The organism is Deltaproteobacteria bacterium, assembly GCA_026712905.1.
Taxonomy (GTDB): domain Bacteria; phylum Desulfobacterota; class Binatia; order UBA9968; family JAJDTQ01; genus JAJDTQ01.
Window position 1 is genome coordinate 1 of record JAPOPM010000166.1, and the last position, 19037, is coordinate 19037.

Below are 19037 nucleotides of genomic sequence, written 5' to 3' on the forward strand. Positions count from 1 at the left end.
ACCGCTTCCTTCTGGCCCTCGTTGAGGCGGCCCCCGTGGAGCTTCGTCTCCGCGATCCAGCCCCGCATGATCGTCTTTTCGGCGCCCTGGCCCGCCTTCATCAACGCGATGGCCTCCGACTCCCGCGCCATGGCCTCGTCCGTGGTCCAGTGCCTGCCGTGCTTGAGGCCCCTTGCCCCGTGGAGTTCTCCTTCCTGTTCGAGCCCGGCAATGGCCCGCTCCGCCGCCTCGGCCGTCACCGCGCCCAGCTCCCGGGCCAGCGTTGCCGCCAGAAGATCCCCATGGTCGAACACCGCTTGGCGCTCGGAGAGATGCTCCACGGCCCAGGCCGCGGTTTCTCCCGCCGCTCGAACCGGACCACTGAACAGGTCCGGAGCGGGTTGCTTCCGTTCCGCCTGCCTTGCCTTCGCGCGCACGGTGTCGGCCGAAAACCCGAGCTCCGCCGCTTGGCGCTCCCAAGACCGCCGAAGCTCTCCCTTGTCCACCTCCCGTTTCTTGGCCCGCGTCATCAACGCCGCGCGGTCCGCGAGCTTCGGGTTCTCCAAAGGCGCCCCTTCATCCCGCGCCGCCATAGCCGCCTCTATCTCCGCCCGTCGCGTCGAGAACCCCTCCACCACCTCCCGCGACACCCCCGCGATCTCGAACCGCCCGTCCGGGTGGGTCTTCTCGATCCCGTACCCCAGGTCCTTGAGATCCCGGGCAAGCTCTGCCCGGTATACCGCGCCGATCGCCATCTTGTTCCGGTAGAGCCCGTCGTTGACCATGGTCCTCCACTTCCCATCGTCCCCCTGGACCATGTTCGCCACCACAGCATGGGTATGGAGCTGCGGGTCGAGGTTTCGGGAGGTATCGTGGCGGAAGGTTGCGGCCACCATCTTCTGGCCGCCGGCGTGGACCATCGCGCCGCTCGCCTTGTCCTGCAACCGGGTCTCGACGGCGTTCCGCTCGACCCAGGCGAGGGTCCGCGTGACGGCCCGGTCGTGGGCCGCGACGATCCGGTCGTCGCCCCCCACCAGCGCCATGAGGGAGACCGACTTCGGCGCGGAAAGGGTGACGTCGCGGCCCGGCCGGTGGCAGATTTCACCGTCCTTGTCCCGCTTGCCCAGGTGCGGACCGTCCGGGACCTTCCCTTCGAGCACGGCCTTGAAGGTGTCGGGATCGACTGGACCCGTGAGATCCAACGCTTCCGCGCCCCTGCCCACCCAGGCGCTCGCCTCCCTGTGGGCGGGGTCTTCCCTGGCGTAGTATCCGTCCTTCTCGTAGTAGGCCACACCCTGGGACGGCGAGGCGATGACGCCGATGGAGGCTACCATCCAGGCCTCCCGCCAGGGGCGTGTTCACTCGGGTTTCGTGTGTCCATGGAGCCCGGATACGCGCTTTCCGGACCGGGAACAAGGGGTGAAGAGGCCGTTTCACAGGCGTGTCGGCGTTTGGCGTCGATTGTCGTTCGAGCGCGCTTCCTCGCGTGACCGCGACGCAGGTGTTATGGTCAAGACTAAAGGCCTCAGGAGCCAAGGCACCTTCCAAGCAGATGGCCTCCCCGACCAACTTTCATGCCACCTTGTTCATGTTGAACGAGTATACGACGGGATTAGATCATGACCCCTGAAGAAGTCGTCCAGGCAGTTCTGAAGCTATCCGAGGGCATGTCGAGGCCGGTCTATAGGGGTCAGGCCAATGCGAGTTGGCAACTCCAGTCTGGTGCCCTACGTCGTTTACAAGACGCGCATGGCGAAGATCTCCCAAGTGAGGAGAACGCGCTACGCAAAATAGTTGATCGGTACCACAAGGAACAACTCGTCATGCCGATGCAGGTCATTGATGGGGACACGCTGTCCGACTTGCAAAGACTATCCGTGCTCCAACATCAGGGGGCCGCCACCGGACTTCTGGATTTTACCGAACTTCCTCTGGTTGCTCTTTGGTTTGCGTGCGCTGAATGGAACGACAAAGATGGTAAGATTTTCGTTCTGGACATTGGAGACCATCAGGTCGTCCAGAATGCGCGGTTAATGGATGACCCATTCAGTGCACTCAGCTATTACGAGCCGGATCGGTCGCTTGGGGCACGGATTATTGCCCAGCAGAGCGTGTTTGTGATTGGCACCCCTCTTGTTCCAGAACAATATCTCAAATCGGTTATCGTGCCACGGCAATCAAAGGAGCCATTGCGCGAGTATCTGAAGGGGTTGGGGCTTTCAGAAACGGTGCTCTTCGGAGACATTCCCGGACTCGCGGCCGCAAACACGGCCCGCACGAAGTTGCAAAGCACTGGTCCGCTTTCGCCAGAACAGTATCGGGACCGGGGGAACCGGGCCTACCAAGCGGGTCTGTTCGATGACGCTCTAGCAGCGTACGAGTCCTACGCGGCAGAGCTGCCGGGCGTGGCCCAACCAAATTGTCTCAAAGGAGATACGCTCGCCGCACTGGGACGATTCGAGGAAGCGAACCTAGCGTACACAAGCGCTATAGAGAACCTTGACCGACCGATTTACTTTGGTGACCACGTTATTGTGACTCAGGATGTTGCTGACATGATGTCCCGCGCACTGTATTACAATCGCGGAAACGTGCGCGCGGCGACGGGAGACCACCAAGGCGCCATAGCGGATTTCGACGTGGCGTTGGAACATGGCGCCCAGCCCAAGAGGGTCTTGTTATACAACCGAGGGAATTCGAAGTTTGCGTTGGGAGCGTTCGACGAGGCTCTCAAGGATTTCGAAGCGGCATGGTTGGAACAGGAGGGAAGTGACGCTGCGCTCGCCATGGGGAACTGTGAGGTCATGATGGGAGCGTTCAAGGAGGCCCTCCAGCGATACTTGGAAGGTAGTACGGTCGAACCGAAGCCTTCGGCTACTCATTGTCGGAACAATGCGGAACAGGTCCAGCAGCTCCTCCAGAGGCTAACTGGGGACGATTGTCCGGTGAGGCGTGACGGCCTGATCGTGTTCGTTGAGGCTGAGGGCGCAGGAGGGCATTTTCCGTTTGCGGGTAATTCCGGGAACACGGGGAACATCCCATCTGGCATGGTCACTGCACCCGGTGGGAAAGGCTACAAAGGAGCGACAGGTTTCGTTGTGGTGATAGTATCGCCTACACCCTGACGTCTGGACACTTGAAGTGGTTCCGGGAAATTGGACAGGTTGCTGAGGTACATTCCGCCGAGAGAAGGCCGGATGCACCTCAGCAACCTGTCCACGGGGGAGCGCGGGAGATTTGGTGCTGTTTAAGTTTTGGCCTTCCTAACGCTCCCCGCCCTCCGTAGTAAATGGGAAGAGGGGAACCACATGTGGAGGAGCATTCTCGCAAGTTTCGTGGGATCTGGTGTTCTGACGGCTGCAATATCCGCATGGAACCTACTCCCCTTCGGCCTTCAGGGAAGGGCTCATTGTCGCCTGGCCTGTCGAGCCTTCAGCTCTTCTCCCTTCCTACGCCATGCCCGGTACCACGGGAACTCCAGCGGGTCTTCAAAAACGTCCTTACGTAACAATGAATGCACCTGACGTAGCCTCTTTGTTTCCCAACCTCTCGCGGTTAGTTGAATAAAGTCGTCGCCACGGCTAAGATAACCGTATTCGATCAAATAGGTCACCGCTTCGCCGCTTGCTCGTAGCAAAACCAAAAGACTATCGTCCAAATGCCAGTCGTAAAGACTATTGGGTAATGCGTAGCGGCGTTCATGATCGACGCGAATTTCGTAGAGCCGACCATCAACGTGGTCGTGAAGTGCCGCGCACAAGACGCGACACCTCTCACGTACCACATCTTCGTCGCCCGAAAGCAATTCCTCCACCGGTCTCGATGCGATGGTCGGCGCTGGTTGATGGGTCGGGGGTTCTTCAAATGGACTACCTCCAATCCTCGGTTTCACAATTGCGGGCTTTCCGAGAACTTCACGCATAAGCTCATCGAGTTTCGTGGTGTAATCAGAATCCTCAGAGAAGTCGATATACCTCCTCGATCCAAGCCTTTGGGGCAGATCGCTGTCTGGATTGTCCCGGATGATAGGTAGAAATTTTTTGGTATCGGTCGAGTTGGAGAGTACAGCGGAAATCATCATGTCTTCATACCCGACGCCGCTGCTCCTGCTGTTCGACTTCGCCACGTAGTCCTTGGTGCAGACAAGAATCACCCTGTTGGATGACGAGATCCCGTCGCTCATGAACGCCACGATGTCTTGTCCGGGGGCAAGATCCCATTGGTCCAGAATCGGATCGATTCCTGCTTTGCAGAGATGTTCTGCGAGGCCACGGACCCACTCCTTATGTCGCACGGAATCATGTGAATAAGACATAAAGACCTTTGGGGGTGTTCTGTTTCGCACGGGTCACCTCTTCCATTGGATTATAAGCCGTCGGGGGACGCCCAGAACATCTTGGCGCGAAAAACGGGTTTCATCGTTTGGGCGCGCCAGAGGAGCAGGCGTTTCAGTCTCAACGACTCGGCCTGCTTGCAGCAGCTGCCGATGTTTGCTCCAGTTCGGCCCACTCCTCGTGGCCAGTGATCTTCAGCGCAGTCTTGACCTGTGGCAACAAGATCTTCGTCCAGAAACCTGGTGATCTCCGCGGCCGTCAGGTTTCATTCGCCCCGTTCAGCGGTGGTCCCCTTCACGGGCATCCGATTCTTACCCTCGACAGTGAAGATAGTTTCGACCGTCCCTCCAATGCCGATTATCTAGCGTATCCGCCAAATTCCTTCAAACAACAGGGATACACATCTTCCGGACCGGATATCGATTTGACCCGGGCTTCGAATTGTCTTAGTCAACGTCGTACGCACGGAAGGGACACGCTGGAATGTGGTTTCGGTGAGAAAGCGGGAGGAAGAAGATGTTGATAAGAGCGTACGGTTTGCACTGGAAGAGAGATGATGTGTTCTGGGGCAAACAAAAGAACCCTGGTCGTCTTCTCGGGAAAGCCCAAAAGAGAAAGGCTGACGTTGATTTTCGCGATCAAAGAGGAATTTACGCCTTATACGACGATCGATACAATTTAGTCTACGTAGGACAGGCTGGAAAGGCCACCCGTGAGACACCGAAACCAAAAATGCTCTTCGATCGATTGAAGGATCATCGTTCCGATAACTTGGCGGAACGCTGGACAATATTCAGTTGGTTTGGAACCAGAGGCGTCCAAGATGATAATTCCTTATCACCCCTACGGGACGAAATTGGATCAAATCCTCAAACCGTTCTAGATCACATGGAGGGATTGATTCTTGCAACCGCAGACCCTCCGAAGAACTTGCGCGGACCTAATTTCGGGGGTGCCGTTAGGTATGAACAGACTCGGGATCAAAAACTCCCGCCAACTTGGGAGGAGAAATTTGAGGAGTTTTTTTCAAGGATGGTCCAGGAGATTGCACCGGTTGCCAAGTGAAGTGTGCTTAGACTCGTGGTGTGGTGTGCTACACGCCCGTATTACGGAAAGAACACGCCTTTCCCATGGCATGAGGGTGTTGCAGGGGCTCGAACTGCGCACTTGGACGCAGACATGGCGCGACAGGCAGTCAACTGCGTCGGGTGTGAGAGAATACCGGCTCCGCCGTAGAGACGGAGGCGCATTGCGAGACATCGGCGATAGGGGACAAAAGGCGCGCAATATCAAAGGCTTAGCCCGAGCGGCGCTTGAGCGGGATGAACAGGTCGGAGCATACAGGACCGACGCCGTGGATCGCGGGCGGTTTCAGGGCGTCCATTCAAGGAAGCAGCCGGGGCGGCGCGAGCGCGGGTCTGGCGGCGAAGATTCCCGGGAGAACCCGGCGATTCCCTGGGGAACCGGGGCGGTTCTCTTGAATCCCGCCGTGTGCCGAGAGCATAGACGCACTACAATCCGCATACAGCAGGCTTACAATCCACTTACGGCAGCTCGGACCGGGCCATGGTCGTCGGCGGCCTGGCTATTCGGGTCGATGCCCGTGCGGAGCGCGGTGACGGCGGCGGTATGCGTCGGCGTCGTGACGAGGATCTCTGACCGTGTGCGAGCCGGGGCGTCGGCATGAAACACCTCGACACTTGGTCAGCAGACGGAGCCCTGCCCGGCGGGCCCGATGGTCGCCGCCGCAACAATGCCGTGCATCTCTGCCGTCACCAAGTTGACCGTGCGGCGGTTCCGCTGCCTCCGACCTACTCCGCCATGCGCTTGAGCGCCATCGATTCGGACAGCGCGTTCAACAGTTTGGCTGGCGTAACCGTCACGGTCGAATCAGTGCTGGCGGAGCGACACGCGGGAGCAACACTCGTGCGGCCGGCACTGCCGGCCGTGGCGCATCGGTCGGCGGCAGGGCCCGCGGCACTTGTTCCCGCGCCACTGACGCGGTTGGCGCAGAGATGCCGGACAGGACCGAAGCCGTCCGTGCGCGGCGCGGTGACGGCAATGTCCGACAGCATGCCCGGCACGAGCCGGCCGGTCCCGTCAGGGTTGAGGCGCAGGGCGCTGCCGGAAACGACGCGGGTGCCGGTGACACGCGGGCCGATGGAAGCGAGGGCGATCACGGACACCGCGGGGCCGCGCTATCAGCCGCCTCCTCCGGGCAGCACGACCGTGGCCCTCAATCCGCCTCCGGCGCGGTTCTCCAGCCGGATATCCCCGCCGTGGCCGCGGATGATGGTCCGGGCGATGGCAAGGCCCAGGCCCGCGCCGCCGGTGTCGCGGCTCCGCGACTCGTCGAGCCGCACGAAGGGCTCGAACACCCGCTCCAGATCGGCTCCGGGATGCCGGGCCCTTCGTCCTCGATGACCACGCGTACGCGCGTCCACCGTCGTCCGCGAGACGCGCCGTTGCGCGGACGCCGTGGGCGCCCGCGTTCTCCAGCAGGTTGCGGAAGGCGCGGCGCAACGCCACCGGCCGGCACGCCACCAGCACCCGGCCGGAGTCGGGGGCCGCGAGTTCGTGGCCGAGATCCGCAAGGTCGGCAGCGACGCTGTCGACCAGCGCATGGAGATCGACCGTGCGTGTCCCTTCCCGCCGCATGTCCTCGCGGATGAACGCCAGGGTGTCCTCCGCCATGCGCTGCATCTCGTCCAGCACCGCGAGGATCTTCGTCCTCGTGTCCTCGTCCTCGACGAACTCGGCCTGGATGCGCAGGCTCGTGATCGGTGTCCGCAGATCGTGCGATATCGCCGCCAGCATGGCCGTGCGGTCACGCACGTAGCGGTCGAGCCGCCCGCGCATGAGGTTGAAGGCCCTCACGGTGCCGCGGATTTCCAGGGGGCCGGACTCCGGCAGGTCACCCACCTCCTCGCCCCTGCCGAGCCGACCGGCGGCCGCCGCGAGGCTCCGCATGGGTTTCGAGATGCGGCTTCCCGTGAGGACCGCCACGCCCGCCACGCCGAGGACCGACAACAGGAACGAGAGCAGGAACGTCCGGCCCCAGGGCGGCGCGCCCGGCAACGGTCCCACGGCGACGTTCAGCCAGCGCCCGTCCCCATGGTCACGGACGCCGCGAACCAGTGCTCCCGCCAGTCCTCGTGACCGTGATCGTGGTCGTCGCCGTCCCGGATCCAAAACCCGCCCGGCGTGTCGTCGTGCGGCGGCGCCACCCTGACCCGCTCCTGTCCGACATCGAGCGCCACGGAAAGACCGCGGGCGATGAAGGCGGCCCGTTCTCCGGTTCCCGTCCCGCCCACCAGGGGTTCCCGGGTGAGTGTGAACCGCGCCTGGTCGGTGCTCGCCGCGTCCAGGATGGCGTTGTGAAGCGCGGGCGGCGTGTCCCGGAGGAGCCGCGCCACGGTGCCGGCGCGCGCAATGACGTTGTCCCGGTGGGCGTGGCGCACGGCTTCGCTGCGCTCGACGGCGAAAAGAGCCATCGCGATGCCCTGCGCGATGCCGAGAGCGAGCAGCAGCAACAGCGCGAGTTGGCCGGCGAGGCTTCCCGGGATCAACCTCATTCCCGCTCCACCTTGCCCGCGAACCGGTAGCCGCTGCCCCAGACCGTGGCGATGAGCTTCGGATTCGCCGGGTCCCGCTCCAGCTTCCGGCGCAGGCGGCTCACCTTGTTGTCAACCGCGCGGTCGAACGGCGCCGCGCCCCGGCCCCGCGTCAGGTCGAGAAGCTGATCCCGGGAAAGCACCATCCCCGGACGCTCCAGCAACGCCGTCAGCAGCCGGAACTCGCCCGTCGACAGCGGCGTCACCACGCCCGCCTCGTCCACTAGCTCCCGCCCGCCCGGGTCCAGCGACCAGCGGTCGAACCTGTATGTCTCCGCCGAACGTGGCTCGCGGCCCGGCGGCAGGCTTTGCGTGCGCCGGAGCACCGCCTTGATGCGGGCCAGCAGCTCCCGGAGATTGAACGGCTTGGTGACGTAATCGTCGGCCCCGACCTCCAGGCTCACGATCCTGTCCGTGTCCTCCGCCATCGCGGTCAGCAGGATGACCGGAATCCGGGTCGTTGCCCGCAGGCGCCGGCAGAGCTCGAGGCCGTCCTCGCCCGGCATCATAATGTCGAGCACCACCAGATCCACGGCCGCCGCCTGGAGCGCACGCCGCGCGGCGGCGCTAGAGCCCGCGGCGGTGACGCGCACGGCGTGCTCTTCGAGATACCGCGCCCGCGGCTCACGGATGTCCCGGTGGTCATCGACCACGAGAACGTGCGCCGTCGATGCCGACCGGGACGGGAGACTCTCGCAGGCGGAGATCGCCAAGGCGCGCGAGGACCGCGGCGCCGCCCTCGCCGCCCACGATGCCGATGGCGACGGCAAGCTCGGCCTCGAGGAGTTCGCTCGCCTGTGGAGCGAGACCACGCGCCCGCTCACCGTGCGCGCCTTTCAGAGGCTCGACGCCGACGGCGACGCGGCCGTCTCGCGTTCCGAGTACGAACGGCCGCTCGCCGGCATCGCCGAACGGCGTGACAGGCGGGACCATCGCCATGACCGGCACCACCACGACGACTAGGCGCGTCTGAAGTCCCGGGATCGGGCAGGTTCGACAGGGCCTGCCCGGTCCGTTCTGTTCCGGTCGGCCGCCGTTCGGCAGCAAAACAGGCCGGGCGTGGAGACGGACACTCCCCGGCGCCTTGAGTAGACGAGGCTCGGAAACTCCAGGTCGCAAGGGTGCCAGCGGCCCCGGCGACTTTCGCCGTGCCGCCCGCTCGCAACGCGTTCTCGCCGATGGGACCTCATTGCGCCGAGAGCCTCGGCGGGGGCGGATTGGAACCACGCCACTGCACCCCTCCAGCTCCGCCAGCCTTCCCATGTCATGGAGCGTGTCGGTGAGCCCGGGCCAGCGTGTGCGAGTCCGTTAGGGCGGGGAGCGGAGACGCTCCCATCGAGAGAAACCTTGACAACCCGCCACCGGGTATCCTACAAGCGGTACTGGAACCCTCAGCAACGGTAGCCCGTGAGTCGGGCCACCTGCTGAATACAACAGCTTTCACGTGCCCGGCGCGGGGTAGCTCCCCAAGCCTAAGCGAATAGGCAGGACTTCCACACCTACCGTTGTGTGAGGGTTCCAATGGCCCGGCAATCCCGCCGGACCATGGCCCTTCACGAAAGGGAGGTGTGCCATGTCAAAGGTACCAAATTTCCACCTAATCAATGCCTGCTGGATCGTTGGACTTGCCTTGCTCCTGACGGCGTGCAGCAGCAACAGCGGTATCAAACGCGAACGCGACGCTGCCCAGGAGGCGTTGAAGGCTTCCGAAGCCGCCAAGATGAAGGCCGAGGCCGACCTGAAGGCTGCTCAGGACGAATTAACCAAGGCGCGGCAGGCGCTGGCTGCCGCCAAAATGAAAGCGGAAACGGACACCCAGGCTGCTCAGGACGAATTGACCAAGGCGCAGCAGGCGCTGGCTGCCGCCAAAATGAAAGCGGAAACGGACGCCCAGGCTGCTCAGGACGAATTGGCCAAGGCGCAGCAGGCGCTGGCTGCCGCCAAAGTGAAAGCTGACACCGACGCCGCGACCGCCGGAGAAGAACTGCGGCAAGCAATGCAGGACCTGGAGGACGCAAAGGCCAAGTTGGCGGAAGCCTTGGCCATGATTCCACAGGGTAGCGGCTTCACAAGCCGGCTTGTCATGGACCTCAACAACCATGAGGCCGAAGTCAAGGACGAGATAGCGGACAGAGTGGCCTCGGCCGCCACAAGAGACGTCGTTTCCAGTACAGAATCAGAGTACGGGGAATACGCCTCGAACACCGGTGTTACCCTATCCACGCTAAACTCAAGCGAACAGACACGCTCCAACGTGGTGCTCAGCGCGCGGTACGTGGGCGAGGACTTGGTGTTCGAGCATGTCAGGGGCGCAAGAGAACCCACCTTTAACACAGCAGAGGACCCGGCGGCCGGGGGCTACAACCTGGCGATCTCACCGGATTCAGGATTCCCATGGAAGGGAGCCGAGTACTACATTCCGGTCACCAGCAGTGCGCGACGTTGGCGCCATGTTTTCTTCTCGGACATTGAAGGCAACGACGACGCGGACTACCTGGCTTTGGGGTATTGGGTCTCGGTAAGGAACGTGGACGACCCCGAGGACCAGCGCAGTCCTTTCGTTGGTGCCGCCGCAAGCGGTAACGATCCCTACGAGGTCGGGAACGTTGGCTCCCTACAGGGACAAGCAACCTACACGGGTGACGCGGCCGGCATGTATGCAAAGGCCGGGACAGAGCCGCGTTTACAGGATTTCACGGCGGACGTTCAGTTGACTGCGGACTTCGACGACAACGAAATCTATGGGGCGGTGTCGAACGCGAGAGACGTAGCTACCGGAGCACAGGTGTTCGAGGGGCTTGCGTTGCAGGCTGCTGATCTGCAAACCGAGGGTGCCGCCTTTTTCCGTGGCTATACGAAAAGCGTCATAAGCGGCCAGTATGCGTCTGGAGATTGGGGCGGTCAGTTTTACGGCAATTCGTCCGATCAGCCACCAAGTTCCGTCGCAGGCACGTTCGGCGCCAGGACGCAGGACCGGAGCGAATCCCTGTTTGGGGTTTTCGGCGCGCACAGGCAGTAGTAAGTGTATCCGCAGGGAATTGGGCCGCGAACACCCGGAGGCAAGTACACTATTGAAGCAGATCGAGACGCTGAGGGAGATGAACGTCTGATGAACGTCTGGCTGTGGCCCGAGGTCAATAGGTTGTAGGTCTGAACTTAGGTGTGATGCAGTGGGGCGGCTGGTGCGTGCCGGTCGCCCTTTTTGCCCAACCAGAAAGGAGACTACCAACCATGGCAAGGAAGCCTCTACTGATCGCCGAAGGAGACTCCTGGTTCGCTATCCCGCCTTTCGAGCTCGTCGTTCCTCGCGATATCGTCGGTCATCTCAGGCGGCTTGGCTATCAGGTGAAATCCGTGGCCGATCCTGGTCACACGCTGGAGCAAATGGTGAACGACACCGACGGACTCAAGAAGAAGATCGAAGAGAACGAGAAACCGAAGGCCATCCTCCTATCGGGAGGTGGCGATGACGTGTTCGCGTACTTGCCGAAGATCTTGAATCATGCCAGATATGCGAAACCCATCATCGATAAGAATGAGGCAGAGAAGTTTGTTGGATGCCTAGAACAGGACTACGTGCAGTGGTTACGCTTCATCACCGCTACGTGTAAAAGCAGGCACGAAGCCGAGGTTCCCATCCTGATCCACGGCTATGGGTACGCAGTGCCAGCCAATCGTCCTATGTGGGGGGTGTGGCGGGGCACTTGGCTCTACCCGAGGTTCAGGGAAAAGGGTCACATGGATCTCCAGAAAAATACGGATGCCATCGCCTCCCTCGTAAATTGGTTCAATGAGATGCTCCACAACCTCCCTAAGAAACATGGACTGAACCATGTCAAATACGTCGACCTACGGCAGTGCCTGAGCAGAGACATTCAATGCACTTACCACCGCGACCACCACAACTACGGCGACGACGAGGGTTGTTCCGCAAAGTTCGAGTTGGACTGGAACGATGAGATCCACCCGACATCTGAGGGATTCGGAAAGATTGCCGAGGAGTTCCGGGATGAGATTCAGAACCTCCCGTAAGAGTGATTCCCCATCCAGGAAGGAGAGGTGAATGAGTAACGGGATCGGAGATCAAGTAAAGGCTTTGGCTCGCGAAGAGTTCGGGCGCGAGATAGCGATGGATGCCGACCTCATTGACGATGGGTAGACGCAGCCAGGCTCAAGGCGTTCATCGCCAAGGTTGCGCAGCAATTCGACGTTACGATACCCCCGGACCAGAACCTGCCAACGTTACAAAGCATCAGCGCCTACGTGGAGGCAACAACTGAGGCTGAGCAAAAGAAGAAGGAAGAAGAGGAAGCGAATCGCCAGGATCCTATTGTTGCACGTCTTATAGCATAGAAGGAACGAAAGCGAGAGACCCTTCGTAGTATGGTCCGAATCGTGGTCACATTTGCAGCGGCTGTATTTCTCTTCGGTGGTGGAGCCGCCCTGGCATTCTTTGCGCTCTTTGCACCGGGCACCGCCGTAGTATCTCTTGAGTAACTGTAACCTAGCCGCTGTGCCGTGGACGGGGAGGAACCACACGGCAAAATCTCAATCTCTTGAACGAGGTCACGGCAAGCGCCACGCCATCAGTGACAGAAGCCGACCGTGGTTCGGGCCATGCTCGGAAACGAGTGCATGCGCACGCCACTGAATCTAAGGGCCTCGACTTCCCCGACTACCGTCACTTCAGCACATCGCCGCCCCGGGCACAAGCCCCAGTTACTCTCGCGACTAGGCCGCCGCGTCGCGCGGGGGTGACCGCTCGAGAGATCGCCGAGGAGCTTGTCAAAACGATCTCGGACGAGGGTGAGAAGAAGGCCCTCAAGGAGCTCGCTACCCACACCCAATGGGTCGCCCTCAACGGCGCCTTCTACTCCATGCGGGCGCGCGACTCCCGGGAAGCCTTCGACCTCACCTGGAGCGCCGCCTTCGGCAACCTCGCGGGCGAGCGGCCCACCGCCCTCCAGGGCGGTGCCGTCTGGACCGGCGGCATGACCGGCCACGCCCGCGAGGGCGGGTGCGAGCTCGTGGGCCGCTCCCGGCTCGAGTACGATTTCGCCGAGAACACGCTCGGCCTCGCCCTGGACGGCATCGTCGCCACCGCCCGGGCCGCGGACCGGGGCCGGAGCTATGCCGGCCCCGCGAGCTTCGCCTGGGAGGACCTGCCAGTCGCAGCCGACGGCTCCTTCGGCCTGGCGGGGAGCGGCAACGGCACCGCCGGCCTCCACCCCACCCTGGGACAGGTGGACGGCGCCTTCTTCGGACCCAACGCCGAGGAGGCCGCCGGCGTGTTCGAGCGCCAGGGCGTCATCGGAGCCTTCGACGCCCGGTGCCGGTAAGAGGCTGGCGGCGCGCCGCCGCCCGGGCGTTCGTGTCGATTCTCGATTCCGAGGCTTGATTGCCTCGGCCCTCATTGAACCTGTAGCTTTGGGTCGTCCGGAACGGCAATCGGCGCCGACCGGAAGAACCCTGCTCCCTCGCACGCCCCCGCGTCTCACCTTGCAGCAGGAGAAGCCTACAGCACGGGCGGCCCGGACCCCAACAGGGTTTCGACGCGGTCGGCCACGCGCTGAGCGGGCTCGCGGAGCTGCTCGACGGTCCAGTCGGCGGCGTAGCCCTCGGTGATGTCGTCGTCGCGGGCGTGGTTCACAAGACGCTTGGTGAGGGGGCGGGGCAGCATGAGGTCGCGCTCGGCCACGGTGATGAAGGCGTTTCGCAGGCCGTGGAACCAGAAGCGCGTACCCGCGGCCTGGGTTATGCCGGCATGGTAGCGGTGAAGGTTCTTGAGATGGCCGGTGACGCTCGCGGACGAGGGAAACACCCAGCCTTCGTCCGTATCCTCTGCCTCGGCCCGGCGCCGCTCCAGCACGGCGGCGAGTTGGCAGGTGAGCGGAAGCTCCAGGGGCTCCCCGGTCTTGGTCTCCTCGACAAGCAGGATGCCACGCTCCAGGTCGATGCGCTCCCAGCGGAGCGAGACCACCTCGCCCAGACGCATGCCCGTATAGGCTCCGATGGTGAAGATGTCGCGGTGTGCGGGCGGGAGCCCTGCGGCCTCCACCCCTGCGCGCCAGCGGGGCAGCACCTCGGCCGGGGAGGAGATGCGCCGGCGGCGCTTGCGGTTGAGGCGCCCGCCCCCAGTAATCCAGAGCTCCACCGGGTTGCGCAGGCCCTCGTGGTCGATGCTGGAGCGGCGGTAGATGGAGCGCAGCATGGAGACGGCCTGGTTGGCGGTGGCCCAGCCGCGGCGCTCGGTGATGCGGTGGAAACGGGCCTCGACGTCGCCCCGGTCGATGGAGTCGAGGGAGCGGGAGAGCCAGTCTCCGAAGCACACCCTGAGGTTCATACGGTACATCTCCACGGTGCGGGGCTTTCGCCTGGGGTTGGCTTCCAGGTAGTCCTCGAAGGCTTGGGCGAGGGTGGGCATGTCCCTGGCGTCGGCGCGCTCTTGGGCGGGGTCTTCGCCCGAGGCGACCTTGCCGAGGAGTTCCTGTGCCATGCGCCGGGCCTGGTCCGGAGTGAGGCGGCCGAAGCGTCCGAGGGTGACGCGCTTGTTCGGGGCTGAGCGGCCGCCGGAGCCCGAGCGGTAGTTCACGACGAAGGTCTTGGCGCCGGAGGGCTGGACCCTGACGCCGAAGCCGGTGAGGCGGTCGTCCCATGCAATCCAGGGCCTGAGGTCTGGCTTGAGGGCCTCGACGGTGCGCCTGGTCAGGGAGGTCTTGAGCTTGGCGGTGCGTTTGGCGGTGTTGGTTTCGATGGTTTCCATGCAGGCATTATAGCAAGACGGGATTGGGATTCAACACTATATTCAACACCAGGGAAGAAATCGGGGCGCGGACAGGGGTGCGCATGACCAACCGGCGTCTCGGGGCAAGTAGATAAACGCCTTTATTAATGGTGTTTCCGTCCATTCAGGCGCGTTTCTGCGCATGGTAGTATACAAAAGCGTGGAGCAGGCATACGACCGCCTGCCGGAGCCCGGAGAGGGCGACTCGGGTGACGAAGGGAACGCGTCTCAAGATGCCGGCGGCGCGGGCGCCGGAGCGGGCGGCCAGCCGCCTCCGGGCGACGGAGGCGATGAATCCGGCGATCCGTCCGATTCCCTTGACGAAGGCGACGGCCGGGACGACGCATCCAATGCGCCGCCGAGCCATGATCCTTCCGGCACCGGCGAGGTCATGGACGCCGACTCCCGTACAGGCGACGGCTCCGGTTCCAGCGAGGCGCCTGTGGGAACGGCCAACCCTGGGGCGAGCGCATCGACATCGCAGCTTGATCTCGACAAAGGGGCGGCGACCTGGTTATTCAGACCGTATCATGACGCTTCTGCGGCGGGAGTTCGTGGTCCCCGGAAAATCAACAACCTGGCAGTCTCGTGGCCAAGACTGTGCCGGATGACCCGATTGCCGGGTACCCCAAGCCGTCCGAACCCTATCCGCACAACTGACGGATTTTCACGGCGAGATCGCTGCGCAAGAACCATGCATTCCTTGGAGCCCGGATGAACACGGCAACTTCATGCCCATCCCGGCCATACGCGCAGGGTCTAGACGACACGTCCTAACCCATCTTTAACATGAAAGTGTGGATTTTGGGGTATTTGGGTGCGGGTACACCATCTAACCTATTGAATTCATTGAGATCAGGGTTCCGGGAACGAAATGTAGTGCCATACTAATGCATTATGGCTTGCATTCCGGCCCACGCTCTGCTACCCTGCCCACATGTTCATCCGCCGCACCAAGACCCGGGGCGCCGACCGGGGCCAAGTCTACTTCTCCTACCGCTTGGTCCGCTCCGAGCGCAGCGGCGAGCGGGTACGGCAACGCACCCTGCTCAACCTCGGCAGTGACTTCGAGGTGGCGCCGGAACATTGGCCGGTGTTGTGTGCGCGCGTCGAGCAGTTGATCTCGCCGCAGGCGGTGCTGGCGGAGTTAGGTTGTCCGGAAACAGTGGAACGGGAAGCGCAACGGATCGCCATGCAACTGGTAAGCCGCGCACCCGCGGTTGAGGGCGGTGGCGGCGATGTGCAAGCGGTGGATGTGAACTCCTTGGAGTTGGTGCGTCCGCGCTCGGTGGGGGTGGAGCATGTGGGGCTGTGGGCCATGGAGCAGGCCGGCCTCGGCGAGTTGTTGGAGGGGTTGGGGTTCAACGGTCGGCAACGGGCAGTGGCCATGGCGTTGATCATCGGGCGCATGGCACAGCCCGGGTCGGAACGGGCGACTTGGCGGTGGTTGTGCCAACGCAGCGGCCTGGGGGAGTTGTTGGGGGTGGACTTCGAGAGCCTGGGCCTGATGCGGCTCTACCGTGTCTCGGATGGGCTGATGGCCCATCGCGAGGCCATCGAGAACCACTTGTTTGAGCGGGTGACGGAGTTGTTCAGCCTGAAGCACACCGTGACACTCTATGATCTCACCAACACCTTCTTCGAAGGCGAAGCCCAAGGCCAGCCCAAGGCCCGGCGCGGGCACTCGAAAGAGAAGCGCAGCGACTGCCCGCTGCTCACCCTGGGGCTGGTGCTCGACGGCTCGGGCTTCGTGCGCCGCTCCGAAGTGTTCGCCGGCAATGCCGACGAGGACAAGACCCTGGCGTCCATGCTTGAAACCCTCCAGGCGCCCCACGATGCGCTGGTGGTGATGGATGCCGGCATTGCCACCGAAAACAACATCACCTGGCTGCGCAACCACGGCTACCGTTATCTGGTAGTCAGCCGCCAACGCGCCCGTCTTTTTGACCCTGAACGGGCCACCGCCATCGAGACCCGCTCTCATGAGAAGGTTCACCTGCACCGGGTCGTCGATGAGGACCAGGGCGAGGTGCGGCTGTACTGCTACTCGGAGGCCCGAGCCAAGAAGGAAGAGGGTATCTCCAAACGCTTTGCCGCACGCTTCGAAGGCGCGTTGCAAAAGCTCCATGAGGGGCTCTCCCGCCCCCGCACCCGCAAGGGCCTCGCCCATGTCTGGCAGCGCATCGGGCGCATCCAGGAACAAAGCCGAGGGGCCGCGCAGCACTACCAGGTTGACGTGGTGGCCGACCCGCAAAGCGGCCAGGCCACGGCCGTCACCTGGGAGAGCCAGCCCCGCCCGGGCACCCTGCTCACTCATCCGGGCGTCTACTGCCTGCGCACCAATCTCAGTGACTGGGATCAGCAAACCCTCTGGTGCACCTACACCATGCTCACCGATCTGGAAGCCGTGTTCCGCTCCCTCAAGTCCGAACTCGGCCTGCGTCCCATCTTCCACCGAAAGCAGCATCGTTCCGACGGCCACTTGTTCATCACCGTCCTCGCCTACCAACTCGTACAAATCATCCGCCGACGCCTCGCCGGGTCCGGCGAGACCGCAAGCTGGACCACCTTGCGCCGCATCCTCCAGGGCCAGCACCGCGTCACTGCCACCTTCCGCCGCAAGGACGGCCGCACCCTCCACGTCCGCAAGGCCACACGGGCCGAGCCCCATCAGCTCACAATCTATGAAGTTCTCGGGCTCAATCCCGCACCCGGTGGTATCAAAAAGTTGACCGTCTGAACCCTTTGAAATTATCGTTAACCACCAGAATGTAGTGCCAGAAGAATAAAATCGGCCCGCTAACCCCCCGAATTATAATGACTCTTAAATACCTATGTTAAACTTGGGCTAAGCCACTGGGAAGGCGCTCCGGGACGAGTTGCGTTAAGAGATTGGCCCGTGTGAAGGGCGAGTCGTGTAATCCAGTCTTGAGGCCACAGTCCGAGTTTGGTCCAGACCGGGTTGCTGCCTCGGACGGTCTTGAGGACCAGCTTGAACAGATTCTCCGACTGGGGCGGCTCCGCTACTCTTGCGCACAAGGCGTCTTCGACGAAGGCCGTGAGGGTCATGCCGTTCTTCGCGGCGTACTCCTTGGATCTGCCAGCACAGCGATTCATCCCATTCTTCCTTACAGGTGGTGGACAAAGAAGAGATCTGGTACCAACCGCACACATGCAGAGGTTTCCCCTATGAACAACGGCACAGATAACGCGTTGGCCGCCGAAGTCCTCTCCCGGGCTCAGGGTTGCCTGCTTGGTCAGCTTGGCGGCGATGCTCTCGGAAGCCTGGTGGAATTCCGGGACCCGGAAGAAATTCGGGAAGAGTACCCCAACGGGGTTCGTGAACTCGCGGACGGCGGCACGTGGAGCACTATCGCCGGACAACCGACGGACGATTCGGAAATGGCGCTGTCACTGGCGCACACCATCGTCGAGCAAGGACGATACGATCCCGAGAAAACCAGGAAGGCGTACCGTTCCTGGTTGGATTCGGACCCCTTCGATTGCGGCGGCACGGTCCTCAGCGGACTGCTGGGGCGCCACAATCCAGATAGTCAGGCCAACGGCGCGTTGATGCGGATCAGTCCGCTGGGGATCTTCGGAACCCACCACGACCCCGCGCAAGTGGCCGAATGGGCGCGGCAGGACGCAGCCCTCACCCATGTCCACCCCGTCTGCCTCCAGGCGAACGCCCTATTCGCCATGGCCATCGCCCACGCCATCCGAACGGGATGTGATCGTCGAAGCCTGTACGCGCAGGTCGCGCAATGGTCCGAGGAAACGGATCTGGATGAAACCCTAGCGGATGCTGTGACCGGCGCCTCGGTCGCCCCTCCAAACCAATATCTGAGACCCGTCGCGGGATGGGTCCTCGTCGCCTTCCAGAATGCGCTGTGGCAGTTGCTCCATGCCGTCAGTCTGGAGGAAGCCTTGGTGGGCACCGTCATGCGTGGCGGCGACACGGACACCAACGCCGCCATCTGCGGCGCACTCTTCGGTGCGGTGGAAGGCCGCGATGCGATCCCCGCGCAATGGAGTGAGTGTCTGCGAAACTGCCGTCCGGCCAAGGGACGACCCGGTGTGAACCAGCCGCGGCCGAAGCGCTTCTGGCCGGTAGACGCGCATAAGCTGGCAGAGCGTTTGCTGTGGGCCGGACGATGATCGCCGCTATCCGCCACCACGCCGTCAAGCGGAACGCGCGTTGTCTATTCCGAACTGGCTGGGTCTGGCGCCGACGGGGCCGCGACTGAAACCACCCCGAGACGCTGACGAACGTCGACGTCCTGCAGAAGTTCGTACCACCCCTTTCCGAGTTGGACTACCTTC

General features: G+C 62.7%; 15 protein-coding genes. 8 read left to right on the forward strand and 7 right to left on the reverse strand.

From position 1 onward, the window contains the following. Positions 1-1313, reverse strand: a 1313-nt coding sequence (locus OXF11_13930) for a relaxase domain-containing protein (protein ID MCY4488196.1), incomplete at its 3' end; no start/stop codon positions are given. 285 nt (positions 1314-1598) lie between these two features. On the opposite strand from OXF11_13930, the gene OXF11_13935 reads away from it, so the two are divergent. Then, positions 1599-3104, forward strand: a complete 1506-nt coding sequence (locus tag OXF11_13935; GenBank protein MCY4488197.1) for an FRG domain-containing protein — start codon at positions 1599-1601, stop codon at positions 3102-3104. A gap of 281 nt (positions 3105-3385) precedes the next feature. On the opposite strand, the gene OXF11_13940 is transcribed toward OXF11_13935, so the two are convergent. After that, a complete protein-coding gene (locus tag OXF11_13940) occupies positions 3386-4324 on the reverse strand; it encodes a toll/interleukin-1 receptor domain-containing protein (protein ID MCY4488198.1) in 939 nt (312 codons plus the stop codon). A gap of 505 nt (positions 4325-4829) precedes the next feature. Between OXF11_13940 and OXF11_13945 the strand changes: the two genes are divergently transcribed. After that, complete coding sequence (locus tag OXF11_13945) at positions 4830-5378, forward strand: GIY-YIG nuclease family protein (protein MCY4488199.1); 549 nt, start codon at positions 4830-4832, stop codon at positions 5376-5378. A gap of 1035 nt (positions 5379-6413) precedes the next feature. On the opposite strand, the gene OXF11_13950 is transcribed toward OXF11_13945, so the two are convergent. The 3 genes from OXF11_13950 to OXF11_13960 are packed head-to-tail and all read right to left on the reverse strand — an operon-like array spanning position 6414 to position 8580. Then, positions 6414-7400 carry a HAMP domain-containing protein gene (locus tag OXF11_13950; protein ID MCY4488200.1) on the reverse strand — a complete coding sequence of 329 codons (987 nt, stop codon included), beginning with the start codon at positions 7398-7400 and terminating at the stop codon, positions 6414-6416. Between the two features lie 8 nt (positions 7401-7408). Then, positions 7409-7888, reverse strand: a complete 480-nt coding sequence (locus OXF11_13955; protein MCY4488201.1) for a hypothetical protein — start codon at positions 7886-7888, stop codon at positions 7409-7411. Continuing rightward, entirely contained in the window at positions 7885-8580 is a 696-nt protein-coding gene (locus OXF11_13960; protein MCY4488202.1) for a response regulator, read from the reverse strand. Before OXF11_13960 ends, OXF11_13955 begins: the two co-directional genes overlap by 4 nt. Between OXF11_13960 and OXF11_13965 the strand changes: the two genes are divergently transcribed. The 4 genes from OXF11_13965 (at position 8558) to OXF11_13980 (ending at position 13266) form a co-directional block, all read left to right on the forward strand. Next, on the forward strand, positions 8558-8890 hold the full coding sequence (locus OXF11_13965) for a hypothetical protein (protein ID MCY4488203.1): 333 nt from the start codon (positions 8558-8560) through the stop codon (positions 8888-8890). The two genes, OXF11_13960 and OXF11_13965, sit on opposite strands and share 23 nt — an antisense overlap. Before the next feature lie 610 nt (positions 8891-9500). Continuing rightward, positions 9501-10946, forward strand: coding sequence for a transferrin-binding protein-like solute binding protein (locus OXF11_13970; protein MCY4488204.1), 1446 nt, complete (start codon positions 9501-9503; stop codon positions 10944-10946). Positions 10947-11158: 212 nt separating this feature from the next. After that, positions 11159-11959 carry a hypothetical protein gene (locus tag OXF11_13975; GenBank protein ID MCY4488205.1) on the forward strand — a complete coding sequence of 267 codons (801 nt, stop codon included), beginning with the start codon at positions 11159-11161 and terminating at the stop codon, positions 11957-11959. A gap of 722 nt (positions 11960-12681) precedes the next feature. After that, positions 12682-13266 (forward strand): hypothetical protein, encoded by a 585-nt coding sequence (locus tag OXF11_13980; protein MCY4488206.1) that lies wholly within the window; start codon positions 12682-12684, stop codon positions 13264-13266. Between the two features lie 176 nt (positions 13267-13442). On the opposite strand, the gene OXF11_13985 is transcribed toward OXF11_13980, so the two are convergent. Together OXF11_13985 and OXF11_13990 are read right to left on the reverse strand one after the other, a co-directional pair. Beyond that, positions 13443-14690 (reverse strand): integrase arm-type DNA-binding domain-containing protein, encoded by a 1248-nt coding sequence (locus OXF11_13985; GenBank protein ID MCY4488207.1) that lies wholly within the window; start codon positions 14688-14690, stop codon positions 13443-13445. Between the two features lie 145 nt (positions 14691-14835). Then, on the reverse strand, positions 14836-15078 hold the full coding sequence (locus tag OXF11_13990) for a hypothetical protein (GenBank protein MCY4488208.1): 243 nt from the start codon (positions 15076-15078) through the stop codon (positions 14836-14838). Between the two features lie 570 nt (positions 15079-15648). Here OXF11_13990 and OXF11_13995 point away from each other — a divergent pair. Then, positions 15649-17451, forward strand: coding sequence for an IS1634 family transposase (locus OXF11_13995; GenBank protein MCY4488209.1), 1803 nt, complete (start codon positions 15649-15651; stop codon positions 17449-17451). A 449-nt stretch (positions 17452-17900) separates the two neighbouring features. Then, positions 17901-18872, forward strand: coding sequence for an ADP-ribosylglycohydrolase family protein (locus OXF11_14000; GenBank protein MCY4488210.1), 972 nt, complete (start codon positions 17901-17903; stop codon positions 18870-18872). Positions 18873-19037: the final 165 nt, after the last annotated feature.